General features: G+C 64.1%; 23 protein-coding genes and 1 pseudogene. 7 read left to right on the forward strand and 17 right to left on the reverse strand.

The features are described 5' to 3' along the window. Genes V8P86_RS06180 through V8P86_RS06195 form a run of 4 tightly spaced genes read left to right on the forward strand, consistent with a single transcriptional unit; the run spans position 1 to position 2,568 of the window. A complete protein-coding gene (locus V8P86_RS06180) occupies positions 1–372 on the forward strand; it encodes a DUF3209 family protein (protein ID WP_336326380.1) in 372 nt (123 codons plus the stop codon). After that, positions 365–1,597, forward strand: coding sequence for an outer membrane protein assembly factor BamB family protein (locus V8P86_RS06185; RefSeq protein ID WP_336326381.1), 1,233 nt, complete (start codon positions 365–367; stop codon positions 1,595–1,597). Before V8P86_RS06180 ends, V8P86_RS06185 begins: the two co-directional genes overlap by 8 nt. 49 nt (positions 1,598–1,646) lie before the next feature. Continuing rightward, positions 1,647–2,282: a phosphoserine phosphatase SerB gene (gene serB / locus V8P86_RS06190; protein ID WP_336326382.1), complete on the forward strand. Its 636-nt coding sequence runs from the start codon at positions 1,647–1,649 to the stop codon at positions 2,280–2,282. Further along, entirely contained in the window at positions 2,266–2,568 is a 303-nt protein-coding gene (locus V8P86_RS06195; protein WP_442909375.1) for a GIY-YIG nuclease family protein, read from the forward strand. The genes serB and V8P86_RS06195 overlap by 17 nt, the downstream gene beginning before the upstream one ends. A 1-nt stretch (position 2,569) precedes the next feature. Here V8P86_RS06195 and V8P86_RS06200 read toward each other — a convergent pair whose 3' ends face one another. Next, the gene (locus V8P86_RS06200) at positions 2,570–4,333 is read right to left on the reverse strand and encodes a DNA-directed DNA polymerase II small subunit (RefSeq protein ID WP_336326384.1); all 1,764 of its coding nucleotides are present in this window, start codon (positions 4,331–4,333) and stop codon (positions 2,570–2,572) included. A gap of 58 nt (positions 4,334–4,391) precedes the next feature. Continuing rightward, positions 4,392–4,817 carry a CBS domain-containing protein gene (locus tag V8P86_RS06205; protein ID WP_336326385.1) on the reverse strand — a complete coding sequence of 142 codons (426 nt, stop codon included), beginning with the start codon at positions 4,815–4,817 and terminating at the stop codon, positions 4,392–4,394. A gap of 104 nt (positions 4,818–4,921) precedes the next feature. On the opposite strand from V8P86_RS06205, the gene V8P86_RS06210 reads away from it, so the two are divergent. Further along, entirely contained in the window at positions 4,922–5,086 is a 165-nt protein-coding gene (locus V8P86_RS06210) for a hypothetical protein (protein WP_336326386.1), read from the forward strand. Here the strand turns inward: V8P86_RS06210 and carB are convergent. Then, positions 5,048–8,812: a carbamoyl-phosphate synthase large subunit gene (carB, locus tag V8P86_RS06215; RefSeq protein WP_442909370.1), complete on the reverse strand. Its 3,765-nt coding sequence runs from the start codon at positions 8,810–8,812 to the stop codon at positions 5,048–5,050. The two genes, V8P86_RS06210 and carB, sit on opposite strands and share 39 nt — an antisense overlap. Positions 8,813–8,995: 183 nt before the next feature. On the opposite strand from carB, the gene V8P86_RS06220 reads away from it, so the two are divergent. After that, a complete protein-coding gene (locus tag V8P86_RS06220) occupies positions 8,996–9,379 on the forward strand; it encodes an FAS1-like dehydratase domain-containing protein (protein ID WP_336326387.1) in 384 nt (127 codons plus the stop codon). Positions 9,380–9,431: 52 nt separating this feature from the next. On the opposite strand, the gene V8P86_RS06225 is transcribed toward V8P86_RS06220, so the two are convergent. From V8P86_RS06225 to V8P86_RS06275, 11 genes and pseudogenes are all read right to left on the reverse strand, one after another. Then, entirely contained in the window at positions 9,432–10,934 is a 1,503-nt protein-coding gene (locus V8P86_RS06225; protein ID WP_336326388.1) for a cobyric acid synthase, read from the reverse strand. A 19-nt stretch (positions 10,935–10,953) separates the two neighbouring features. Further along, the gene (locus tag V8P86_RS06230; protein WP_336326389.1) at positions 10,954–11,634 is read right to left on the reverse strand and encodes a cob(I)yrinic acid a,c-diamide adenosyltransferase; all 681 of its coding nucleotides are present in this window, start codon (positions 11,632–11,634) and stop codon (positions 10,954–10,956) included. Continuing rightward, positions 11,631–12,344 (reverse strand): adenosylcobinamide amidohydrolase, encoded by a 714-nt coding sequence (locus V8P86_RS06235; protein ID WP_336326390.1) that lies wholly within the window; start codon positions 12,342–12,344, stop codon positions 11,631–11,633. The genes V8P86_RS06230 and V8P86_RS06235 overlap by 4 nt, the downstream gene beginning before the upstream one ends. Continuing rightward, positions 12,337–13,341, reverse strand: coding sequence for a threonine-phosphate decarboxylase CobD (gene cobD, locus V8P86_RS06240; RefSeq protein WP_336326859.1), 1,005 nt, complete (start codon positions 13,339–13,341; stop codon positions 12,337–12,339). The genes V8P86_RS06235 and cobD overlap by 8 nt, the downstream gene beginning before the upstream one ends. A gap of 270 nt (positions 13,342–13,611) precedes the next feature. Next, a pseudogene (locus tag V8P86_RS18900) lies at positions 13,612–13,932 on the reverse strand (NTP transferase domain-containing protein); the annotation flags it as partial. Further along, positions 13,932–14,678, reverse strand: a complete 747-nt coding sequence (gene cobS, locus V8P86_RS06250) for an adenosylcobinamide-GDP ribazoletransferase (RefSeq protein ID WP_336326391.1) — start codon at positions 14,676–14,678, stop codon at positions 13,932–13,934. The gene cobS and the pseudogene V8P86_RS18900, both read right to left, overlap by 1 nt. After that, positions 14,675–15,592, reverse strand: a complete 918-nt coding sequence (cbiB, locus tag V8P86_RS06255) for an adenosylcobinamide-phosphate synthase CbiB (protein ID WP_336326392.1) — start codon at positions 15,590–15,592, stop codon at positions 14,675–14,677. Before cbiB ends, cobS begins: the two co-directional genes overlap by 4 nt. Then, positions 15,583–16,257, reverse strand: a complete 675-nt coding sequence (locus tag V8P86_RS06260) for an HAD family hydrolase (RefSeq protein WP_336326393.1) — start codon at positions 16,255–16,257, stop codon at positions 15,583–15,585. Before V8P86_RS06260 ends, cbiB begins: the two co-directional genes overlap by 10 nt. Beyond that, positions 16,244–17,560 (reverse strand): cobyrinic acid a,c-diamide synthase, encoded by a 1,317-nt coding sequence (locus V8P86_RS06265; RefSeq protein WP_336326394.1) that lies wholly within the window; start codon positions 17,558–17,560, stop codon positions 16,244–16,246. Before V8P86_RS06265 ends, V8P86_RS06260 begins: the two co-directional genes overlap by 14 nt. Then, on the reverse strand, positions 17,557–18,555 hold the full coding sequence (gene cobT / locus V8P86_RS06270; RefSeq protein ID WP_336326395.1) for a nicotinate mononucleotide-dependent phosphoribosyltransferase CobT: 999 nt from the start codon (positions 18,553–18,555) through the stop codon (positions 17,557–17,559). The genes V8P86_RS06265 and cobT overlap by 4 nt, the downstream gene beginning before the upstream one ends. Positions 18,556–18,558: 3 nt before the next feature. Continuing rightward, the gene (locus V8P86_RS06275) at positions 18,559–19,341 is read right to left on the reverse strand and encodes a CbiX/SirB N-terminal domain-containing protein (protein WP_336326396.1); all 783 of its coding nucleotides are present in this window, start codon (positions 19,339–19,341) and stop codon (positions 18,559–18,561) included. 205 nt (positions 19,342–19,546) lie between these two features. Between V8P86_RS06275 and V8P86_RS06280 the strand changes: the two genes are divergently transcribed. Next, positions 19,547–19,795 (forward strand): DUF7861 family protein, encoded by a 249-nt coding sequence (locus V8P86_RS06280; RefSeq protein ID WP_442909376.1) that lies wholly within the window; start codon positions 19,547–19,549, stop codon positions 19,793–19,795. A 6-nt stretch (positions 19,796–19,801) separates the two neighbouring features. Here the strand turns inward: V8P86_RS06280 and V8P86_RS06285 are convergent, their stop codons facing one another. From V8P86_RS06285 to V8P86_RS06295, 3 genes are read right to left on the reverse strand one after another with little or no spacing between them, the layout of a single operon-like run. Beyond that, positions 19,802–20,554, reverse strand: coding sequence for a cobalt-precorrin-7 (C(5))-methyltransferase (locus tag V8P86_RS06285; RefSeq protein WP_336326398.1), 753 nt, complete (start codon positions 20,552–20,554; stop codon positions 19,802–19,804). Continuing rightward, a complete protein-coding gene (locus V8P86_RS06290; protein WP_336326399.1) occupies positions 20,547–21,287 on the reverse strand; it encodes a precorrin-8X methylmutase in 741 nt (246 codons plus the stop codon). Before V8P86_RS06290 ends, V8P86_RS06285 begins: the two co-directional genes overlap by 8 nt. Further along, complete coding sequence (locus V8P86_RS06295; RefSeq protein WP_336326400.1) at positions 21,277–25,215, reverse strand: cobaltochelatase subunit CobN; 3,939 nt, start codon at positions 25,213–25,215, stop codon at positions 21,277–21,279. Before V8P86_RS06295 ends, V8P86_RS06290 begins: the two co-directional genes overlap by 11 nt. Between the last annotated feature and the right edge of the window lie 26 nt (positions 25,216–25,241).

A 25,241-nucleotide genomic window follows, 5' to 3' on the forward strand; every position in this document is an offset into this window, starting at 1 on the left:
ATGGCTTGTCACGAAATCGAAGCACTACGACTCGGACTGATGAACGTTCTCGGAACCGAAGACCGCAGCGCCCGCGAACACGCGAAAAGTGAACTCGAAGGCGAGATGACCGGACCCATCGAGGCCCTCGCCGAGGCGGAGACGCTCTCGGAGATCGAACGCCACCTCGATGCGGCGCTGGTCGATCTCGAAGAAGAGATTGCTGAGACCGACAGCGAGGATCCGGAGTACGACTATCTACGTGGTCGACTGGTGGCCGTCCGGGACGCCGAACAGGCGGTCCATCGGCTGACCAGCCAGGGTGAGTCCGTCCTCAGTGGACTCGCGGAGGCTCACGACGTGCTCCACGAAACGTTCCCCGTCGATGAGTAGCCTCGCGAACACCGTCGACCTTGGATCGGTCGAACCAGCGCGCTCACGCCATGCCGGCCGCCGTTCGACGGTTGCCGTCGGTCCTGACACGGTTGTCGTCGGAACTGCCGACGGAACCGTTCGAGCGTTCGAGCGGGACTCACTCACCCAGCGCTGGCGTGTAGCGTCAGCATCCGACCACGGCGACGATCCGTCTGTCGTCTCTGCGGCGATCTGCGACGGGACGGTAATCGTCGGCGAGCGCAGTGCACTAGGTCGGATCCGCGGCTACGACCTCGTGACCGGCGAGTGTCGGTTTCGGTCCGAAACGGCCGACGATATCGGCTCTCCAACCAAGGAGACACGGTTTTTCCTCCCGTTCGTGGTCGATATCGAGACGGCTGGCGGTCGCGTTTACGTCGCCGCCCGCCGGTACGAACGCGACGCTGGCGAGCGCTCCTTCGAGAGCGTGATCTACGCGGTCGATCCCGGCGGGACGGTCCGCTGGCGGTACCGCACCGACGCCTCGCCGATCAGCCTCGATGCGTCCGAGGATCGAATTGCCGTGGCATACAACCGCTGTCCCGGCGAGTATCAGCACGGACTGGCGATCCTCGACGCGGACTCGGGTGACGAACGCTGGCACTGGGACCCTGGAACCGAGGGTCAGCGCCGCGTTGGTGATGTCTCACTGCTCTCTGATGGCGTCGCGGTAGCTTCCCACGGCGATTACCGTGGCTATCGACTCGACCCCAGCGGGGCGGTCCGCTGGCAGGCCGATCTGGCAACACCACAGCAGATCGGCGACGAGACGCTGTACGCCTATCCGAACCACGTCCACGCGACCGAGCATGGAGTTCTCTTCGTCACCGGAAACACCTACGCAGAGGAGAGCCGCGAAACCGACGCGCTCCACCCTGACGAGCACACTGTCTCCGGCTACGCTCCGAGGGGTACACAGCGCTGGGAGGCCGACATCGGTGGCTTTGCGACCGGCGTCGACACCGACGGTGACACGGTCGCGGTCCCATCCGCCCAGCACTTCCGAAGCCGTGATCCCGATGGCCACGGCCTCTCGACGTTCGACGTTGCCAGCGGTTCGCTCCTAACCACGAAAACCGATGGCGTCGTTACGGCAACTGCCCTCGACGGTACCGAACTCGTTGCGGTCGAGGAACCGGTCAGCTATCACGACGACGACCGGACGCACGGTCGGTATCGCCTCCACCGCGAAGACGCGGTGTGAGCGACGGGAAACCGCGGCTTTTGAATCCCCCCGCGTCAAAAGTGGGGCAATGACACTCGTTGCGTTCGATTTTGACGGAACGCTGTCGGACTCGGAAATGACGGTCCTGCTCGGCGATCAGTGCGGTGCTGCCGACCAGATGGACGAGATTACCGAACGGGCGATGAACAACGAAATCGAGTACGCCGAAAGTCTTCGGAGTCGCTGTGCGCTGCTTGACGGACTCCCCGAGGCCGACGCCCAGGAGGCCTTCGACCAGGTCGTCCTGCGGCCCGAGACAGACGCGGTCGTCGATGCGCTCGATTCGGCGGGGGTCTACACCGCGATTCTCACTGGTGGATTCGAGCGTGGTGTCGAATCTGCACTCGAAACGGCGGGGGTCGACGTCGAGACGCTGATCGCCAACCGCCTGCCCATCGAAGACGGCGAACTGACCGGCGACGTCGAGGGGCCACTGATCGAGGGAACCAAAGACGACGCGCTGGATATTCTGACGACAGTCGTCGACGAACCGATGGAGGAGACCATCGCGGTTGGCGACGGCGCGAACGATCTGCCGATGCTCGAAGCCGCTGGCTTCGCAATCGGCTTCTCTCCAAAGCCCGCGGTCGAACCGGCCTGTGACGTGGTCGTCGAGTCCATGCCCGAACTGCTCGACGTGCTCGAAGATCGCGGCGTCTGCTAACGTGGGACAGTACGTCTACATCGTCGAGTGCGACGACGGATCGCTGTACACCGGGTATACGACCGACGTAGGCCGGCGAATCGACGAACACAACGCCGGCGAGGGTGCGAAATACACCGCCGGCCGCCGACCGGTGACGCTTCGATACGTCGAGTACCATCCCTCCCGGAGCGCCGCACAGAGTCGTGAACACGAGATCAAATCGCTCTCTCGCGCCGACAAAGAGCAGTTGACTCCGGATCGAAAAGACCGCGTCAGCATCGCTGTCTCTCCCCTCTTCGACTGACTCAGACGAACTGTCGAATCGTCAGATCTAGCGTCTGCAGGTCGATGATCGGTGCGTAGCCCACGTCGGGGTCGAGGTTCACCTTCTTCTGGAAATCCGTCTGGGCCTGCCAGCAACTGGAGTTGACCATCAACACGTCGTGATACTTTCCGTAGCCGAGTTTGTGGACGTGGCCCGTGTGGAAGATATCGGGTACCTCCTCCATCACGAGGTGGTCTTCCGGTTCCGGTGCAACGCGGGTCTGGCCGCCGTACTGCGGCGCGACGTGGCGCTTCCGTAGCAGTTGTTCCATGGCGTCGTGCGGGCGCTCGTAGGTCGCCGACTCGTCGGGGAGTTCGGCGATCACCTCGTCCAGCGAGACGCCGTGGTACATCAGCACGGAGACGCCCTCGACGGTGACGATGGATGGATTCGCCGAGATGGTGGCGTCGTGAGCAGACATGATATCCCGCAACTCCTCGTCGAAGGCCGGCTGTGGTTCGGCAAGCCTGACGGCGTCGTGGTTGCCGGGAATCATCACAATCTCCATATCCCCGGGCACGTCTTTCAGATGCTCGCTGAAGGCCTCGTACTGCTCGTAGATGTCGACAATTTCCAACTCCTCGTTCTGGCCGGGATAGACACCGACCCCCTCGACCATATCGCCGGCGATCAGCAGGTACTCGACGCTCTCGGCTTCGGGGGTGTGCAGCCAGTCCGCGAAACGCTGCCAGGCGTCACCCAGAAACTCCTCGCTCCCGCAGTGTACATCGGAGATTAGTGCCGCCTTCACCGGTCGATCCGCGGTCGACGGCGAGTGTGTTCGTGGAATATCCGGGAAGTGCAGCGAGTCGACGAAGAGGATTCCGCCGTCGTCCGCGAGCGTCCCCTCCACTGCGATCACTTCGTCGTGGAGGAGGTTTCGCACCTCGCTCGCGAACTCCCGGTCTTTCATGATCAGGCAGGGGAAGGTTCCGGTCGTGTCTTCGAGTTCGACAAGCCAGTGGCCGCTGGCTGTCGAGCGAATATCCGAGACGAGGCCGATCAGCGCGGCGTCGCTGCCCGGCGACATCTGTTCGATGGTGTCGGTCGGCCGGTGGTTCACTCGGCCGCGGAGTTGCTTTGCGAGTTTCTCGTATCGGTCCTGAAAGACGGAGACGAAGTCGCTGTACTCGCCGGTTCCGATGCTGGGGATGTCTCCGCTAATCTCGATTTCGCGCTGATCGGTCGAGCGTTGGGAGTTTGCTGACTCACTCTCCGCTCCGGCCCGGCCCGACTCGGACTGGCTAACGGGCCCGTCCGCCTGCTGGTCTGTCTTCTCACGGACCGTCCCGGTCGTAGCACCCGCTGTGCGTGTACTCGCCGACTCGGCCGCGCTGTCTGCAGCGGTGCCGTCCGTCTCTGCTGGTGTCTTCTCGTCTACACTCGACTTCTCGGCGGACCCCTCTGTTTCGACTGGAACGCCACCACTCTCGTTTCGTGATTTTTCCTCGTCAGTTCCAGTTGAAACGTGGGGGTCTTTATCATCCGTCTCTTCGCCGGAAACACTCGTCTCAGGCGATTCCTGTGGCGTCGTGTATCCGTCTCCCCTCGGGTCGTTTTCGATTGCTTCCCGGACCTGTTCGGCCGAGAGCACGAGGGTGCTCTCGGGGGCATTTTCGACTGCGCGCTCGATCGCCCGCGCGGGGTCGGATTGGTTGGCGATTAGCGTGACCGCTTCCCGTTCGGCGTTGTATCCCCGGTCGGCAAGTGCGCGGACGATCCGCGCGGGCGTCTCCAGTGGCACACTCGTACATACAGGCAGGTCAGCAAAAGCGTAGCGGACTCGTTGCTGAGTTCGCCGATCAGGCGTCCGGCCGGTGCCTGGTTCGTCGGATCGTGTTGCGCAGACGCGGCAGGTAGTCCGTCAGATCGCTCGTTGTCAGCATTCCCTGTAACTCGTCGTCGTCGATGACCGGCAATCGCTGGACCGAGTGCTCTTTCATCAGCGTCGCTGCCCTGTGGATCTCTTCGTCGCTCGGCACGGAGACCACCGACTGAGTCAGAAAGGTGTCCACCTGCACCGTCCCGATATCTGCACCGGCAGCTACCTGTCGCATGATATCCGATTCGGTGACGATTCCGAGAACCGTCTCAGTCTCGGGGTCGACGACGACCGCCGAACCGATGTTGTTGTCCGCAAACAGTTTCGCAACTGTGCAGGCTGTCGTGTCTGGCGTGATTGTCCGCACCGACGGAGTCATCACGGCACCGACCGACTGTTCAATCATATTATATTTCTCTTCTCAGTGTGCTTATCTCTACCGTATCTCACCAGTCTGTCAGTTCCAGTAGAACGTGTATAACTACATTGGCACACCTACTCCACCGCAATATGCCTACCGAACAACAATCTGGCACCGAACTCGAAACACATCTTCGTCGCGCGCTGAAGACAGCCGAGAACAGCGAGACGAAATACGAACTCCGCGAGGCGCTACAGAAGTGTTACGGCGACCGTTCAGCTAAGGTCGATTCCACTGCGGCGTTCGACGACTGACTCGGCCCAACTGATTGCCTCGTCTAGCACTTCGGTCGGGTCGTCGTCGTACTCGAAGTCACGGATGTGTTCGACGTCGTCGTCTTCGTGACCGCCGATGACGTGGGTCTGCTGGCCCTTCCGATCGGCCGGGACGAGGCGGGCCAGGATGTTGTTGTGCGCTTTTGCAGTTTCGTACTCCGAGAGCCGACGGGTCGGTTCCTCGTCGATGAGAATCGAGAACTTCGAGAGCATCATGTACGTCGCGATGTCGTCCTCGCCGGTGTAGCCCTCGACCCCGGGCAGGTCCCCGGCAAGGCGTGCGTTGTAGCCGTGAATGTCGAGTTCTTCTCGGATCGTCTCGGAGGCTTCACTCTCACCGGCACTGGATTCGAGCACGAGCACCGAGTTGTCGATGGTCTCTAACACCGTATCGAGCGCCCCGGCGAACTCCGCGAGATCCTCGCCCTCCGCACCGAGTTCCTCGAGATAGCCCGAGTCAGCAATCGAGCGAAGCGTCTGGATCTGTGTGCGGAGATTCTCCTGACTCTTCGGCTGTCCCCAGTACTCCTGCATCTTCGGTCGCTTGTCGACCGACTCCACGTCCAGCGGTTCGTCGCTATGTCGGATCGCCTCCAGGGCCGCCTGTGCGCTCTCGATCGTCGAGAAGTAGGTGATCGTCTCCTCGACACAGACCTCCAGAATCTCGCGCTCCCGGGAGAGTACCAGATCGATTTCGCCGGCGTGGAGTGCTTCTTTGATCGCCTCTGTGTCCTCGAAGTCGTCCAGCGTCTTCACGTCGAAGAAGTCCTCGAAGCCAGCGACCGGCATGTCGACGATGGCAGTCCCTTCGAGCGGAATCGCCTTGCCGACACACATCTGTGCTTTCTGGTAGGCCTTGCCGAAAGTGTCGGCGGTGCCCATCACTTCGCCGGTCGATTTCATCTCCGGACCGAGGCGGGGATCACTGCCCGGCAGACGGTCGAACGGCAGGACGACCTCTTTGACGCTGACTTGCTCGGGAATCTGTTCCTCGTAGTCGAGTTCGTCGAGGCTCGCGCCAGCCATCACCTTCGCGGCGATTTTGGCGATCGGAACGCCCGTCGCCTTCGAGACGAACGGAACAGTTCGGGAGGAACGGGGGTTCGCTTCCAGGACGTAGACTTCGCCGTCGCGAACAGCGAGTTGGACGTTGAGCAGTCCGACCGTGTCGAGTTCGCGGGCGATGTCTTCGACGACCTCGCGCACCCGGCGGTTCACGTCACGCCCGAGCGAGCGCGGTGGGATCATACAGGCCGAGTCTCCGGAGTGGACACCCGCGGTCTCGACGTGTTCCATCACGCCGCCGATGAGGACGTTTTCGCCGTCTGAGACCGCGTCCACGTCCAGTTCGACAGCATCGGCGAGGAAGTCGTCGACGAGGATCGGTTTCTCGGGGGAGACGCGGACTGCCTCCTCGATGTAGGTTTCAAGATCCTCGTCGTTGTAGACGACATCCATCGCACGCCCACCGAGCACGTAGGAGGGGCGGACGAGGACGGGGTAGCCGATTTCGTGGGCGAGATCCAGTGCTTCTTCCTTGCTGGTCGCCGTCGCACCCTCGGCCTGTGCGATGCCGAGTTCGTCCATCAGTTTGTTGAAGCGGTCGCGGTCCTCGGCGAGGTCCATCGCCTCGACGGAAGTCCCGAGCACCTCACAATCCAGCTCTCGGCGCTCGATCTCCTTCTCCAGCGGTTCGCCGATATCGACGGAGGTCTGGCCACCGAACTGGACCATCACACCGTCGGCGTTGGTCGACTCGATCACGTCCGCAACTTCCTCCGCTGTGATTGGCTCGAAGAACAGTCCGTCGGAGGTGTCGTAGTCAGTCGACACCGTCTCCGGGTTGTTGTTGACGACGTGGGCGTCGATACCCATCTCGCGCAGCGCGCGGACGGCGTGGACCGAACAGTAGTCGAATTCGACACCTTGGCCGATTCGGATCGGGCCGCCCCCGACCACCACGACGCTCTCGACATCGCGGTCGATCTGGAGTTCGTCACGGTTCAGTCCCGAGATCGGATCCCGGGCGGAGTAGTAGTACGGCGTCGTCGCGACGAACTCGCCGGCGCAGGTGTCGACGAGCTTGAAGTCCCGTTCTGAGGTCTCGGCATCGACGCTGTCGATAGTCACCGATCCCCCGTCAGGCGTCGCCTCGCCCTCTTCGACCTCCTCGTCGGTCAGTCGCTCGGGAAGCCAGGAGGCGTGGGTGTCGTTGAACTCACCGCCCGCGAGTGCGGTGATCTCCTGATCGGTGAAGCCGACATCGGCGGGGGTCTGGAAACTCCCCTCGGTGGCGTCTCGGGCGGCTTCAGCGATGTGTTTGAACCGTTCGAGATACCACGTTCGGATCTCGGTCAGGTCGTTGATTTCCTCGACGCTGTAGCCGCGGTCGAAGGCCTCGAACATCGCGTACGGGCGATCCGGCGTCGGCTTCTCCAAGTATTCGCGTTCGAGTTCCTCGTCGTCGACCGCGCCGAGGTCGTCGGCGGGGTCGTACTCCGAACTCCGCAGGGCTTTCAGCAGCGATTCCTCGAACGTCCGGCCGATTGCCATCGCCTCCCCGGTCGATTTCATCGCCGGACCGAGCTCGAACTCTACGTCGCGGAACTTGTCTTTGGGCCAGCGCGGCACCTTCGTCACGATGTAGTCGATTGCGGGCTCGAATGCGGCGGTCGTCTCGCCGGTGATTTCGTTTTCGATCTCGTGGAGACGCTTGCCAAGTGCGACCTTCGCGGTGACGCGGGCGATCGGGTAACCGGTCGCTTTCGAGGCGAGTGCGGAGGAGCGAGAGACACGGGGGTTGACCTCGACGACGCGGTACTCGCCCTCGGGAGTACCGTCGTCGTGCCAGGCGAACTGGATGTTACAACCGCCCTGAATGCCCAGTTCGCGAATCACCTTCAGCGCCGTATCGCGCATGTCCTGGTGACCTTCGTCGGGGATGACCTGACTGGGGGTGACGACCATCGACTCGCCGGTGTGGATCCCCATCGGATCCAGATTCTCCATGTTACAAATAATGATACAGGAGTCGTCGGCGTCACGCATGACCTCGTATTCGAGTTCGATCCAGCCGTCGATGGATTCGGTGATCATCACGCGGTTGTCCCGGGAGAGGTTGAGTCCTTTCCGCACCGCGTCCTTTAGTTCGTCCATGTCACCGATGACGCCCGATCCAGCGCCACCGAGGGTGTAGGTCGTTCGCATGATGACGGGGAGGCCGCCGACCTGTTCGACTGCCTCCTCGACTTCGTCGATGGACTCGATGGTGACCGACTCGGGAACCGGTTCGTCGATGGATTCCATCCGCTGGCGGAACTGGTCTCGGTCCTCAGTTGCGTAAATCGTATCGAGTGGGGTGCCCATCACGTCGACATCGTGTTCGTCGAGGACGCCTTCCTCGGCGAGTTCAGCGGTGACGTTCAGGCCGGTCTGGCCACCCAGCCCTGCAATCACGCCGTCGGGGTTCTCCTTTCGAATGATCTCGGCGATGGCTTCGGTGTTGATCGGTTCGATATACACCTCGTCTGCCATGTCCGGATCGGTCATGATCGTTGCCGGGTTCGAGTTTACCAGGACGACACGCGCGCCCTCCTCCTGGAGGGCACGACAGGCCTGTGCGCCCGAGTAATCGAACTCGGCTGCCTGTCCGATCTGGATCGGTCCGCTGCCGATGAGCAAAATAGTTCGATCTTCGGCTGTCATTACACGGACGGAGTTCGCACATCGTAATAAGCCCGGCGATGCGGTACGAAACTCGCAGGTGAATTTCGAATATCGTATTGTGGATCAGTCACACGTCAGTCGTTCGCAGACCTCGGGTCAGTTCCCGCGGTGACCGCTCGCGACGGGCGTAGCGTTCTTCACTTCGCTGGTCCGATACCGGGTATGGACGCACCGATTACGGGTGACACGTACTCCTTTGAGCGCACGTTCACGCACGAAGATGTCGAACAGTTCGCAGAGGTCTCACAGGATACGCAGGCCCGCCACACCGAACCCGACGATGACGGCCGCCTCATGGTCCATGGCCTGCTGACGGCGACACTACCTACCAAAATCGGTGGCGACCTCGACGTGCTCGCCGCGTCGATGAATTTCGAGTTCAGACGCCCGGTCTATACCGGTGACCGGATCAACTGTGTCTGTACGGTCGAATCTATCGAGGAACGGTCGGACCGTTACGATCTGACCATCGACACAGTCTGCCGAAACGCGGACGAAACGGTGGTTCTCACCGCGACTATCGACGGGCACATCCTGAAGGAGTAACGCTCTGTGTATGCGCTGTAGTTCAGTGTAAACAACTCCCGCGTGAGCCTCGCTATTCTTCGATCAGTGGTTTCAGTCCAGTGGGTCCGAGGTCGACGTGATCGGCGATCAGATCCCCAGCCCGGTCGTACGGTGACCGCTCGCTGCCCGCTGTACCGCTTTCCGGGCGATTCGATCCCGCGGCCGAAAAGACGCTGTCGAGAAACGCCGACCGGGCGTTATCGTTCTCGAACAGGCCGTGGACGTACGTTCCCAGAACTCGTTCAGTCCCGACACTCTCTCCGCCGAGGGGGCGCTCGACCGGTTCCGTCGGCGTCGACCGGCCCATGTGGATCTCGTAGCCGGAGACTGATCCCGATCTGCCCGACAGCGGGCCGACGCCGGAGAGGGTTCGCGTCGTCTGTTCGAGCCGTTTGTCGGCCGAAAACCGGGTTTCGATCGGCAGGAGTCCGACTCCTTCGACTGTTCCAGAGACCGCTGTACTCTCGATTTCCGCGTTCGTGATACGCTCGCCGAGGATCTGGAAGCCGCCACAGAGGCCAACGACCGGCCCGTCGAACGCTCGAAGTTGTTCGTCGAATCCGGACTCCTGGAGCGCCAGCAGATCGTCGACGGTATTTTTCGAGCCCGGGATCACGACGCCGTCGATGCCCGCAAGCGAGCCATCGGGCGGCAGATAGACGACTCGAACGCCCGGTTCGCGAGCGAGCGGATCGAGATCTGTGAAATTCGAAATTCGCGGCAAGCGAGGGACGCCCACCGCGACTGTCTGTTCCTCTGGGACTCCGTCCTCGCCGAACACGCCGCGCTCGTCACGGTCAGGGATAGAGATGCTGTCTTCGGCGGGGAGACCGGGGTCGTCGTACGGGATGACGCCGAGAATTCGGACTCCTGTCCGTGCTTCGATTTCCGCAATTCCGGCATCGAGCAGGCTCCGGTCGCCGCGGAATTTCGTGATGACCGCGCCAGCGACCTGCTCGCGGAGTCGGTCGGGCAGCAGTTCGAGCGTGCCGTAGAGGCTGGCGAAGGCACCGCCGCGCTCGATATCGACGACGACGACGATTTCGGCGTCGGCGAACTCGGCGGTCTCGACGTTCGCCAGATCGCGGTCGTGAAGGTTGATCTCGGCGATACTGCCGGCTCCTTCGGCGACGATCACCTCGTGGTCGGCCGCGAGTCGGCGGTACGAGTCGACGGCGGCCTCGCGAGCGCGTTCCCAGTGTTCGTCGTAGTAGCTATCGACGCCGACGTGTTCGGTCGCTTCGCCCTGGATCACCAACTGACTCTCGCCGTCGCCTCGGGGTTTGAGGAGGACGGGATTCAGGTCGGTTGTCGGCGTAACCCTCGCCGCGGTGGCCTGGACGTACTGGGCCACGCCGATTTCGCCCCACTCGCCGGACCGGGAGACGACGACGCGGGCGTTGTTACTCATGTTCTGGGCCTTGTAGGGTGCGACCGAGACGCCGTTGCGGGCGAGCACCCGACACAACCCCGCGGCGACGGTGCTCTTTCCGACGTGGCTGGCCGTTCCCGCGATCAGCACTGTCCTCGTCATCCTCTCTGTTACCTCCCGCTCAGTACTCCGTCCCTTTCCGGGCGCTGTGGCCCGCGTCGAAGGGATGTTTCTCCTTGGCAACGTTCGTGACGAGATCAGCCGTCTCGACGACGTATTCCGGCCGGTCGTGGCCGCCGGTCAGGACGAGTTCCAGTCCGTCGGGTTTCGATTCGACCAACTCGACAACCGCTTCGGGGTCGACGAGGCCGCGATTCGCGGCGTAGAGAATCTCGTCCAGGATGAGCATGTGTACTCCGTCTTCCGCGGGGCCGTCGAGCGCGAAAGGCGAATCGAGGTCAGCGTCCCGACAGCCGTCCAGTAACTTCCGGGTTCGTTCGAGCGCGCCGCGGGCCTGTGCGGCGTGGTCGTCGTCGTCAGAGCCGTCTCGGAAGCCGTGCCAGCCGTAGTGGCCGGCGTTCTCGTAACTGAACCCCGGCATTGCGGTGATGGCGTTGTACTCCCCGCGGATCGACTCGACGCTTCCCGCGCCGCCTTTCATGAACTGCAGCATGTGGACGCGGTAGCCGTGGCCGGCCGCCCGGAAGCCCATCCCCATCGCCGCCGTCGTCTTCCCTTTGCCGTCGCCCCACCAGACCTGTGTGAGTCCGAACTCCTCCGGCGCCCCGGGTTCGATTGGCTCTGGCGTCGGTCTGTTCGCGCTGCCCTGTTCTGCGTCTGTCTCGCTTGTTTCGTCTGTCATGGTTCTCGTGGATCGAATACGTCCGCACGCTGGTCGGTTACGACGCCGTATCGCGCCGCGTCGACGGATTCCGGCGGCTCACTATCGGCGTACCGCGCGTCGAAACTCGCCCGAATCGACTCCCGCACGCAAGCCCGCGCCGCCGCGCCGACTTCGGTCGCGCTGCCGCTGAATTCGGACTGCTCGCCGTCTGTGGCGCTCCCAACCACGATAGCGTCCGTCGTCGTCCCAGTGATCCCGGCGATATCGAGCAACGTTGCTGTCTTCGCCTCCGCGACTACACTCACCAGATTCGCCTGTGCCCCGTCGGTCAACGAACGCCTGGTTCCGACGACGATATTGACCGTCCCGACCTCTGGTGGCTCGGCTTCGGACTTATTGCCTTCGTGAGTATCTTCTGGATCTGCCGGGAGCGTCGCCGGATTCGAGAGTCCGACAGTTGCATAGGCGACGACGGGGCCGAGCACAGCGCCTCGGGCGTGTTTCACGTCGACGCCCGTGAGCAGTGTTGGCCCCGGTGTCTCGAATCCCGCCTCGTCTCGCCGTTCGCGGCTGTACTGATCGATATCTTCTCGCTCCCAGCCCTCGGGGACCGTGATGTTGTACGCCGCTGGCGCGCACTCGAAGCCGCCGCTGTAGCCAGTCGAGAGCCACCGGGTGTTCGGGCTGTGCAGTTGCAATACCCCGTCGCTGAGTGTTGGCTCAAACATCGCCGAGCACCTCCAGCAGTCGGTCGTTCTCTTCGGGTAATCGGACGGCAACCCGAACGTGGTTGTCGAGTCCGCGGAATGTCCGTGCGTCTCTGAGGATAACTCCGTGCTCGCTGGCCGTGTTCAACACGTCGTCGACCGATCGGTCCCCCACGTCGAGCAAGAGGAAGGGTGCCGCTGACGGAGCGACATCGAACTCGCCTGAGAGTGCTTCACGCAACCGTTCACGCTCGCGGTCGACTCGCGCCCTCGTCTCGGCGACGAAGGCCGACTGGGTGAGACAGTGCGTGCCGACGGCCAGTGCCGGCGCGGAGAGGTTCCACGTCCGCCGCGTCGCCCGGAGCGCCTCGCTGAACCGCCCGGTCCCGATAGCAAATCCGGTGCGGATTCCCGGCATACCGAAGAGTTTCGTCAACGCTCGCGCGACGACGACGCCGTCGGTCCCGGCCAGCGACGGCTGCTCGGTGAACCCGAGGAAGGCCTCGTCGACGAGTAGTGTCGTCCCTGCCGCTCGACAGTCGGCGGCGAACCCCGCCAACTCGTCGCGGTCGTACAACCTCCCTGTCGGGTTGTTCGGGTTGCAGACAATCACGAGGGCGTGTTCGGCCGGATCGGCGTCCAGCATCTTATCTTCGTCGAGGAAGACTGGCTCCCCGCCCTGCAAGCGGACTTCGCGGGCGTACTCCCCGAAACTCGGTGCGGGGACGAGGACGGAGTCACCAGGGCTGACAGCAAGTTCGATAGTCCGGCGGATGGCGGCGAGTCCGCCCGGCGTCGGCACGACTGAGTCGGGATCACAGCCGATGTACTTCGCGGCCGCCTCACAGTAGCGCTCGGGTGGCTCCGCCGGATAGCTCTGTATCTCCGGAAACGCCTCCCGGTAGACCCGCTCTGTCCCTGGCGGGACCCTCGGATTCGTGTTCGCGCTGAAATCGAGCACGTCTGAGCGGTCGCTGCTGCCGTGGGGCTCCCGACCGACGCGCTGTGCGGCTTCGATCCCACCTGTCGAGCGAGCGGTTTCGGGCGAGCGCTCGCCCAGCAGCGACTCAGCCACCGCAGCATCCTCGGGATAGTTGACGTTCACTGCCAGCCGAGCATCGTATGACAGATACCGATTCTCTCCCCCGTCACCGACGATATTCACTCCCGTCGAAGCGATTGTCTGGCCATCTTCTGTCATCGTCGTCTCGCTACTCACTCCGATCGTTCCTTTGAGGGTATCTGGAACACACACCGAAAGTGAGCCGCTGTCGTAGTGCGCCAGTACCCTGTCGAGTATCTCACCGTCGAGCAGCGGGAGGTCGGCAGCGACTGTCAGCACTGGGCTATCGATCTGATCGAGGGCGTGTCGGAGATCCTCCACGTATCCCTCGCCCGGTGTCTCGACAATCCGCAGGCCGTCGCCCCCTGGTTTCGAGTCGAGATGGCGATGAGTCTTCGGTGTCTGTGGCGAGACAGCCGCATAGACGGTCTCGATTCGACTGCCCGCGAGCGCCGAGAGCACGCGGTCGACCATCGGTTTTCCTGCGATCTCGTACAGCGGCTTTTCGGTGTCGGCGTCGAGGCGGGTGCCGCGGCCGCCACACATCACGAGAGCGTCCACGCCACCACCCCCGCGTGTAGTGCCGCCACCCGGGCGAGTTCGTTCGTTGCGCCGATTACGTCGCCGCTCACACCGCCCAGGTTCCTCCTCGCCCACCAGAAGACGACGACGGAGGTTCCGGCGGCCGCGAGGAGTGCCACTGCGCCCGGGAGCAGTCGTGGCCACGTCAGCGCCGCCGCCGGAATCGCCAGTATCGCCACGACGGCAGCATCTCCCGCGGTTGCGTTTCCGGTCAGCGAGGAGCCAAGTCCCTCGTGTGCCGCCGTCCCGAGACAGACCAGCACCGCCATCGCTCCCTTCGCGGCGACTTCTGCGACGACGACGAGCAGCAGCGCTCTCCTCGGCAGGCTGGCAACACCGACCGCGGCCGTCCCGAGCGCGAAGACGACGAGCGCGACGGCGAGCACGCCGCCAGTTCCGACCTCGGTGTCGGTCATCACCGCGCGCCGGCGCTCCTGACCGCCGTGGACGACTGCCGCGTCACCCAGATCAGCCACGCCGTCGAGGTGGGTGATCCCCGTTAGGCCGTAGAGGAGCGCGACGAAGACGGTGGCGACGGTCACGGCCGGGCCCGGCAGCACGAAGACGGGGGCGAGGAGCGCGCCGATGAGCAGACCGACGAGGGGAAAGGCCGCCGGCGTCCGTCGGAACGCGTTCCAGTCGCGCTCGCTCCCGCCGACCGGGATCCGTGAGAGGAAGCCGACCGCTCCCCGGACGGCGGCGACACTCATGGACTCACCCCCGACAATCCCGCAACGACGCCAGCGAGCAAGAAGGCCAACAGCCCAGCGCCCGCGACGATCCAGGTTCCGCGACGGGCCTCACTCGCTGTGGGCAGTGCCGCGTCGGGATTGAGAACGTACGTCTCGGCTTTCGCCAGCCTGACATCCAGCACCGCTGCGAGCGTGGCCATGGGCCAGCCAGAGTTCGGCGACGGCGGCGCAGCGGCCCACTCGCGTGCCCGAAGCAGCACGCCCGGGTCGCCTGCCGCGACGGCGAGACAGACGGCGCTGATCCGGGCCGGTAGCCACATCACGATATCGTCGAGGCGAGCGCTCGCCCACCCGACGGGCTTGCTCTGATATCCGAGCATCGAATCGAGTGTGTTCACCGCCTTCACCCAGACGGCAGCGCCCACCCCGACCGCGAGCGAGACGTGTACGCCGAGTGCGAACGCCGTCAGCGGTGCCACCACGCCGTCGGCGAGGTTCTCCGCCGCACTCTCGACTGCGGCGCTCCGGAGTTCTCCCGCCGAGAGGGAGTCCGTCTCTCGACCGACCAGCGCGCTGACCGACTCGCGCGCGCCTGCAGAATCAGTTCCGGTCCCGTCGATCACCTCCCTCGCGACCGAGACGAGCATCCGCAGGCTCACCGTCGAAAAGAGTACGAAGCCCGCGAGAATCGCACCGACCATTGGCCCGACTTCCAGCGCTGCCGCAGTCACAGCCGCCCCAAGCAGGCCGGCCCCGAGTGGTAGGGTGAGGGCGACGAGCGTGCCGACGAGTTTCGGGCACCTCCATTTCCGGTCGAACGGGATGACGAGACGGCCGAACAGCGCGACCGGATGGACTCGCTCCGGGGGTTCTTCGAGCAGGAGATCACCCGTCAGCGAGAGGCTGACCGCCCCCATCGCTGTCAATCCCATCGCTCCCCCCACGCGGCGAGCGTGCCGTCGCCGACGATGCAACTCGTTCCGCCGACCGCCGTGATTCCGCCGTCAGTCCGCGGATCGTCGCCGATGTGCAGCAGATCCTCGATTTCGATCCCGAGTTCTTCGGCCACGGCGGCGAAGGCACGTCGATCCGGTTTTCGCCAGCCACAGTCGACACTCGTCACGACGGCCTCGAATGCTGTCGTGTCGATTCCCGCACTCTGGAGAGCGTGCTCGGCGAGTCCCGATACCGCGCAGTTCGAGAGGACGGCGACCGGCCGCCGGCTTGCCAGGGTCTCGATCGTCTGTTCGGCCCCGGGCCGGGGCTCTGCTGGACCCTCGAAGGCGTCGCTGACGGCCGCCTCGACGGTCGGCCGAATCTCCTCACGAACGACTGATTCGTCTCGGCTCGCGAGCGCCGCCGTGACGTGGTCGGGCAGCGGAAGCTCACCCCCCTCTTTCACGTCGAGATGCGGCTCTCGGTACGCGTCCGACCAGTCGTCGGGTATGGTGAGTCCTCGGCTGTCGAGTTCCTGTGCGATTGCTGCGGCGGGGTCGTCCGGCCGCTCGACGCTTACGAGCGTTCCGAACAGATCGAAGGAAACGCCAGCACACCCACGCACCAATTCGGCCGGCGCTCCGTGCTCACCCCGACTCATCACAGAGCACCTCGATGAAGGAGTCGAACGCACCGCTCTCGGGGTGGAGATGACAGTACGTTCCGAGGGTTTTGTGCTCGGTCAGGCCGTCCTGCTCTTCGGTGATTCCGTCGCCTCGCACCATCTCGAAGGCGAACTCTGCGTCAGAATCGACCGTCAGCGAGGAGTAGTGAAACTCGTGACCGCGGCGGTGCTCGCCGCGGCAGGCGGTCAGGGTATCTCGCTGTGCAGCGAGTTCGACGTGGTCGAGCGCCTGATAGCGGTCGTGCATCTGCACCTCGGCGGGCAGGACACCGCTCATTTCGTACTCCGCCCCATCTGTTGTCCGTAATTGCTCACACAGCGCCATCAACCCTCCACATTCGCCGAGGATCGGGACTCCCGCTGTCGCCCTGTCGGCGAGGTCGTCGAGCGCGCCGCTGGATTCCAGCGATTCAGCGTACAGTTCTGGATAGCCGCCGGGGAGATAGACGCCATCACAGATCGGCAACTCGGCGTCGGTCGTCGGCGCGAACGTCACCACGTCGGCGCGACTCCGCAGTCGCTCGATAGTCGCCGGGTAGGCGAAACAGAATGCCTCGTCCTGTGCGACTGCGACGCGAGCGTCGCGCTGTGCTGGCTGCTCGTCCGTCGTCGCGGGTTCTGCGGCCGGCGTGGCAACCTCCTGAATCGCTTCGACGTGGATGTGTTCGCTCGCGGTCTGTAACTGATCTGCGGTGAGTCCGGCCTCCTCGCCCATTTCCAGTCCAAGATGGCGGTCGGGAATTTCCAGGTCTCCGCCCGGTGGAATCCGACCCAAGTACGCCAGTTCGTTCGGCAGTGCCTCGCGGATGCCGTCCTCGTGGCGGCCGCCGTGACAGCGCTGGGCGATGACTCCCGCGACTTCGATATCCCGTCCGGCCTCAGCGGCGTACCGCTGGAATCCCAGTGCCGTGGCCGCGACGCTCTCCATCCCGGCGCTGGCGTCGACGACGAGGACGACCGGCAGATCCAGCGCCTCGGCGACCATCGCGGTGCTCGATCCGTCGCCGTCGTACAGCCCCATCACGCCCTCGACGAGACAGATGTCGCCCTCGCCGCGGTGGTAGTTCCGGCGGAGACCGTCGGTGCCTTCCAGCCAGCAATCCAGCGTTCGAGACGGCCGGTCGAACACCTGCTCGTGGTGGCTCGGGTCGATGAAATCCGGGCCGGCTTTGGCTGGCTGGACCGCGATTCCGGCGTCTTCGAGTGCCGTCCCGACTGCGAGCGTCGCGATGGTCTTTCCCACGCCCGAGTTCGTCCCGCCGAGAACGAGTCCGTTCATGTACGCTCCTCCGTCGGGAATACGTTCTCGTACACCTCGAGTATTCGGGGACGTAGCTGCTCCATCGGCAGGCCGGTGTCTCGACAGCACCCCAGAACCCCTCCCATCCCGACGCCTTCCTTCGCTTCTCCTGCGACGTAGCCGTTCAGTGCCTGATGGTCACGCTCCTCGAATCTGGGGTCGGTAACCGAGAGAGTGAGGCCGAGTTCGTCGGCGAGCGCGTGGATTGCGGCGCTGTCGTCGTCTGCGACGAAGGAGGTCGTCGCCAGCGATAGCTCCGCGTCGACGCCGGCGTGACGGACCAGTGCGCCCGCAGTAGCCAGTTGGGTGCCGCCGGCGAGTGTCACGTCGGTCCCGGATTCGGTGGCACCGATAGTCAGTCCCATGACGGCTGCGAGGACGGGATCACCCATCGTCTCGACTGCGCGGATCGGCTCTCCGGCCGCAGCCCCCTCGGCGAGACCGCTCGCTTCCCGTCCCTCGCTGACGACCCGCTCTTTCAGGCTGACTGGATTCTCGGGTAACGAGGAGGAGACGCTCGCGCGCTCGCCGAGCGCACTCAGGACGCCCAGTGCAGTCGTCGTTCCGCCGGGAATCGTTTCGCCGATCAGCACGCGTTCGTCCGGGAGCGCGCGACCGACTCGCTTCCCGGCGGCGACGATCTCCGCCGCCGAGTGGACTGCTGTCGGCTCCCGGATATCGGCTCCGACTCCCCCACCGAGATCGACCGTCGGAACTGCTGTTTCGCTCGCGAGGCCGGCATCGACGGCGAGCACGTCGAGTCCGAGCAGTTCCCGGGCCGCCCGCGTCATCACTGCAGGGGTCGGACAGCCCGTCGGACTCACAGGTACCGGTCGACCCGCCGACCGACCGTACTCGACGAGTTCGAGATCGACCGCTGGCGTGTGTGCCATCAACTCGGGATCGGCACCGGCGGCGCTGATCCCGTCGATGCGAGCCGTCTCGGTGTTCCCCCCGACGAGTAGCAGCCGCATCGATCAGGACCGCGAACTGCCGTCGCCGTCGGTTGCGACCGGCTGTCGAGTTCGGGCCAGTTCCGCCTCGAAGGGCTCGGGCGCGGACTCGTCGAGTGCTCGCTGCTTTTCGATCTCGGCGTGGATGGCGTCGGTAATCCGGGGATGGCTGCCGAGTGGTCCGGCGTACTCGATCCCGCCGCGGCCGAGTTCGAGTTGTTCGGGAATCCGTTCGGCGGTGGCTTCACTCTCCCCCAAAAAGAGCGGTACTGCGACCACGGCCGGATTACTGACGTTGTATCTGACACACTCGACGGCGGGATTCTGGAGCAGATAACAGCTTACCACCTCCCCGTACTCGGTGCGGTCGCGCAGCCGAGCGGCGTGTTGTTCGGCTGTCTCCCGGTGGTCAGGCTGTGAGTTGCTCCCGAACCCGACCAGCACGAGTGAACTTTCCGGCCGCGGGGTGACCAGCGAGCTGGCCTTCTGTTCGATCACGTCAGTCACGGCATCGCTCGCGCCCGGTGGCTCACAGTAAACCACCTCCCCGGAGATATGCGACAGCGCTGCCGGCACGCCGCGAGTCGTGTCGTGGTTGTGTGCGATCCGCATCGGTACCGCATACACTCTGTCGGCTGATAACCCCCGTAGCTGTTCCCGGAGTTCCTGGACTGGTTCGGTCTCGTAGGTCGCCGTCTCGACGGTGTCGACCCCAGACCGATCGGCGAGCCGTCCCGCGTGTGTCTCGAATAATTCTCCGGCGTCCGACCGCTCCCGGCCGATGAGGACGATTGATTCCGTTGTCATGGGTCGCCTGTTTTCCTCCGGTAGTTCAATCTCATCTTAATTATACCAAATTCGCTTGCTCTAGCCGTCGCCGTGAACTCAAAAATAACTTGTGGTCCTCCCGGCGCAACCGGTAAACTGCTGTCGTGCCTGGTGTGTGTATGGCGAGTTCGACCGGCGGCGGCGATGGCTCTCGACCACTATCTACGACCCGCGGGGCACCCCAATGAACCACGACCGGATCCACGCTCGCGAACCACAGCAGGATTCCGAGCGGTGGGCAAGCGGGCGAATCGACGCACTTCGGGAGAAAGACGGCCACTGCGTCGTCACCGTCACGCCGGACGATTCCGACGGACAGGTCGAACTCACGGTCACGTTCGCCGTCCGGGATCTGTTCGTCAGCCGCCTCCCGATCGACGACGGTGAATCGCCGCTCGGCGAACGGATCTGGTATCGCAAGCGCGGTGGATGACCGATCTCAGTCCGCTCGAACGACGAACACGGAGAGATCCGAGAACGGTGAGTCGTGTTCGGCCTCAGTTGTTCGCTCCGCCAGTTCCGAAAGCGTCGTCCGTGTGATCGACTCTTCTTCGTGTGTCAAGTGTTCGAGAACGAGTGCTTCCAGCGACCCGTCGGCCCCGGTATCGAGTAGATCCGCGGCGATATCTTCGGGCATCCAGTCGTACGGTCTCGGCAAGACGAGCAGGTGTCGATCACCCGCGACCGCCCGGATTCGGTCCAGATCCGTCGAGATGTCACCGCTTTTGTGCAGCGTGACGAATCGGCTGTCTTCCATCGGTGTCCGCGCTCTGCTCGCGGCGATCTGCAGCGATGAAATGCCTGGGATCACCTCGACCGGCCGGTCAACCGCAGCCTCGACCTTGCCGACGAACTGATAGCCGGAGTGGTTCGGATCACCCATCAGGACTGCCGTTCCCTGTTCGCCGTCTGCCACTCGCTCGCCGAAGGTCGACAGCGCCTCGGCTTCGTCGCGATAGCCGCAGGTCAGCGCCTCGGCCTCGACGATGTCGCTCACGAAGTCGACGACCGTCTCGAACCCGACGACGACATCTGCCTCGCTAATTGCTCGCCTGCCGCGCGGGGTCAGGTACTCGGGATTTCCCGGTCCGATCCCGACCGCGGGAACTGCTCGATCAGTGTCGACCGACTCCGGTGTCGCGGCCGCCCGATCGGCCGGATCGGGGCCGCTGTCGAGATCGTACTCACTCATCAAGATCGATCGCCCCGTCGCGTACGTCGCTGGCAACGTGGACGAGTTCGTTGGTCAGGCCGGCGGCGAGTCCGCTCCCGCCGCGGCGGCCGACGTTCGTGATCGCCGGGACGCCGTGGCGCTCTGCAACCTCGCGGAGTCGCTTCCGACTCTCGGCGGCCTTGACGAATCCGACCGGTGTCGCCACGACCACCGCCGGTCGCGTTCCGTCTTCGATGCAATCTGCGAGCGCCAGCGCCGCTGTTGGTGCGTTGCCCACGACGGCAATAGAGCCGTCGTAGACGCCCTCGCGGTCGAGTTCGAGCACAGATGCGGCAGTTCTGGTCATGCCCGTCTCGGCGGCCAGTTCGGCGCCGTTGCCGATGGCTTTCTGAACCGGACAGTCGTGGCCGCGGCCGGTGATTCCCGATTTGACCATCGTGATGTCGGTCACGATCGGCCGCTCGTCGAGGACCGCCCGCGCGCCGGCGCGGATCGGTTCGTCGTCGTCCTCGCCGGTGAAGCGGACGAGATGCTGGAACTCGGGGTCGCCGGTCGCGTGGACGCTCTTCTGTCGGATCCGGTCGGCCAGCGTCTCGTCGGGGACGAGTTCGCGCACGCGATCCATGCTCGTCTCGGCGATTTCCATCGCGTTTTCGGTCGTCGCGCCGAGGTCGGCGTACTCCTCTGTCGGTTCGCTGGCGTCGACACCGCCGTCCGTCTGCGCCGCTTCGCCGTTCTCTTCAGTCGCCATCGCTGGGCACCTCCGTTCGATCCGCGGTGGTGTCACGCGCCTCGATATCGCCGTCGGCCCGGAGGTTGATGTCGCGGAGTCGATCCGCAGTTTCTGAGTCGGCGTCCCACAACCCGCGGTCGATCGCTTCGAGGAGGGTGTCGGTGATGCTCTCCAGCGCCCACGGATTCACCTCGCCCAGCCAGTCCTGTCGATCCTCGTTGAATGCGTACTTCTCGGCGACATCTTCCCAGAGATGGTCGCTGATGACGCCGGTCGTCGCGTCCCAGCCAAGTGCTACATCGACCGTCGTGGAGAGGTCGCCCGCGCCCTTGTAGCCGTGTTCTTCCATCGAATCCAGCCACTCGGGGTTGAGCACGCGCGCCCGCATCGCCTTTCGGACTTTCTCCTCGTTGGTGTAGATATCCACGTTGTCGGGATCGCTCGAATCACCGACGTAGGAGGCTGGTTCCTCGCCGCTCAGCTCCGTCACTGCGGTGATGAACCCGCCGTGGAAGGCGTACCAGTCGGAGCTATCGAACTCATCTTGCTCGGCGGTATCTTCGATTTTCACTGTGGCCTCGACGCTTCCGAGTCGGCGCTCAAAGGCGTCGTGGGCCTCCGATACGTTGCCGCGACTGCCGAGCGCGTAGCCGCCCCACTGGACGTAGACATCTGAGAGGTCGCCGCTGTCCTCCCAGTTGCCCTCGTCGACGGCCTTGTTCGTCCCCGCGCCGTAGCCGCCGGGTCGGGTCGTGAAGACGCGCTGTTTGGCCGCCTTCGTCGGCTTCTCGACACCCTCCGCTTCGAGTTCCTCAGCTTCTTCCTCGACGTGCTTCTTGACGTAGTTCATTTCGTGCGGCTCGTCGAGGTCGACGACTGTGTCGACGGCGTCGTGGATGACGCCAGCGGCCTGCGGGAAGGCGTCCCGGAACAGTCCCGACACTCGGGTCGTCACGTCGATTCGGGGGCGGTCGAGTTCGTCCAGCGGGATCGGATGCACGTCGTCGATCCGGCCGGCATCGGTCCACTCCGGTTCGACGCCCATCAGCGCGAGCACCTGTGCGATAGTCTCCCCGCGGGTCCGAACCGTCGGCGTCCCCCACGCGACGACACCGATCTCCTCGGGGTACTCACCGTGATCATCCCAGTGACGGGCAACCGTTCCAGCGGCCACTTCGCTGCCGATCTCCCAGGCGCTCTTTGCGGGCACTTTCCGAGGATCGAGCGTGTAGAAGTTCCGCCCCGTCGGGAGCAGGTCGACGCCGCCGCGGGTCGGCGCGCCGCTGCCGCCCGGCGGGACGTACTCACCATCGAGCGCGTCCGCTGTCTGGGGGATCTCTTCGCTCGCCTCCTCGACCCGCGGTGCGACCTCCTCGCAGATGAACGACAGCGCGTCTCGGAGGTCGTCGTGCGTGCCGCCCGCGACGCGTGCGTCGCCGAGTGGGTCGATATCGACGATTAAGAGATTCATGTTCACCTCCTGCTCGGGGCCGGCGTCGACCTCCGAGGTCGGAATGTCGAACTCGTGTTCCGCGAGCGTTTCGACGAGTTCGAGGCTCGTCTCGTAGACTTCGTCGGCGGCTTCCGAGTAGGTCATCCCGAGTTCTTCGTCGTAGACACCGGGTTCGTCGAGCATGCGCTGGTAGTCGACGCCGAGCACGCCCGCGACGCTCTCCCGGAGGCTCGGTCCGCCCGGATTTTCGAGGCGAGTGAGTGCGACGAGATACTCGACGAGTCGGTCGTCGGCCGGCGGTTCGCCCATCGTGTGCAGGCCGAGTCTGATCTGGGTCGTCTTCACGTCGGTCAGGTACTCGTGAACCCGCTCGACGAGGTCGTCGATTTCGAGGTTGTCGCCGTCGATCGCGCCCTCGGCGAGACTCGTTCCCGCTTCGTCTCGCGGGTCGCTTCGCTCCCCGCTCGACCGTTCCGAGGCGCGTTGCGCCTCGCGCTCCGGCCCGCGTACGTCCGCTTTCTCGTCGATTTCGCCAGAAATTCCGAGTTCGACCGCCAGGTCGATATCGTCGATCTTCGCCCGCAGCAGATCTTCGAGGTGCTCGCCGTCGTCGGTCCGGGCGTCCTCCATCCCGGCCTCGCGGTACTGGTCGGCCAGCGATTCCAGTTCTGCGAGGTCGTCGTAGGTCCCGGCGTTGCCCATCACCGGCGTCAAGTAGTCGACGATGGCGGCGTAGGAGCGTCGCTTCGCCTGCGTTCCCTCGCCGGGATTGTTGATGATGTAGGGATAGACGTTCGGCAGCGCGCCGACGAGTTGGTCGGGAGCGCTCTCGCCGTTCAGACCCACGGTCTTGCCGGGGAGCCACTCCAGACTGCCGTGGGTGCCGAGATGGACCACCGCGTCGGCCTCGAAGGAGTTGCGTAGCCACTTGTAGAAGGCGACGTAGTCGTGCGGTGGCTGGAGGTCGGAGTCGTGGTACACCTTCGAGGGGTCCATGCCGAACCCACGCGGGGGCTGGACCGTCACGAGCACGTTGCCGAACTCGACGCCCGGAATCGCAAAGGGTCGGCCGGGAGCCTCGCCCCACTCCTCGACGATGTTTTCCTGAAAGCGCTCGTCGGTCGACTCGAACCACTCCCGGTACTGATCTGGTCCAACCGTATCGACGCTCAACTCTCGCACGTCCTCGGGCGCGACCCAGCGGTCGTCCAGCGTCAGTTGTGCGGTGAGGCGGTCGATCAAGTCCTGCCCATCCTCTACGTAGCTACCGCCGAGATCGTAGCTGCGCGCATCCAATTCGTCGAGCAGGTTGACCGTCGACTCCGGCGAGTCGAGGCCGAAGGCCGTCCCGATGCCGTCGTCGCTCGGCGGGTAGTTGTGCAGGACGACTGCGACCTGTTTGTCCTCGTTGGGCGTGTGGCGGAGATTCGCCCAGTTGACTGCGAGTTCGGCGGCGTGTTCGACGCGGTCCTCGATGGGGAAGTGCTGTTTCGGCGCGGTTCCGATGCCGGCCTCGTCCTCGGTTCGCTCTTTCCCGCTGATCGGGTGGGTGATGACGTTGCCGTCGAACTCCGGCAGTGCAACGGAGAGCGCCAACTCGAAGCCCATCACGCCCGTGTCGCTGGACTCGTAGCGCGACCGCGAGCGCATCGTCGTGACGGTCTGGATAACCGGGACGCCGAGACGATCCAGAAAGACATCCGTCGCACCGTCGCCCTCGTCGTCGGCCGAGCGACCGCGTTCGTCCATCGACAGTGAGAACATAAACGAGGAGAGCACACCGTCGACGACTGGTTCGCCGTCGTCGAGCAGCCACTCCTCGGTGACGCGCTCGGCGTCCCACTGCTCGTCCGTGTCCGTCGCGGGATTGCAGAAGATCGGTAAGGCGTTCGCGCCCTGCGCTTCGAGCGCGCGGACTTGCGCGTCGACGTATCTGGTGTTTTCGTGGGTCCAGTGTGATTCGTAGAACCAGACTGCAACGGTCGGCTTGACGGGATCGAAGGTCGCCCGCAGTTCCTCGTAGGAGATTCCCGGATGATCGGGGTGATAGACGCCTTCGGTCGGCAGCGTCACCGGGTCGTCGTACTCGAACGCGCCGTCGCTGTACTCGTCGACGAGAAAGCGCAGACAGTTGGCGACGTTGCTCGTCCCGCCCTTCTCCAGATACTCGTAGACCTGCTCGCGGTCTTCGGCCGTCGTCGACGTATCTTCGATTGCGTAGCCGTCACCGGTCGATTTGACGACCAACGGCACCCTCTCCTCGTCGAGTCGCTCGACGGCGTGGTCGTACCCCGGCATGCTCTCCTCGGCCCCGTGCAGCCAGAACACTGCCGCCGTCGCATCCGCAATCTCGTCGAGGAAGGCCTCGACGTCTTCCTGCCCGTCGAAATCACTCTCCGAGCGGACGAGCAGATCGATATCAACCTCGGCGGCGGCCCGCTGGACGGCCCCGAGTTCATTTTCGGTCGCTGTGTAGAGTCCAACCTTTGGCATAATGTTTTAAACCTCTGTTTGTTTAA

Source organism: Halovenus anhuiensis, assembly GCF_037080055.1.
GTDB lineage: Archaea > Halobacteriota > Halobacteria > Halobacteriales > Haloarculaceae > Halovenus.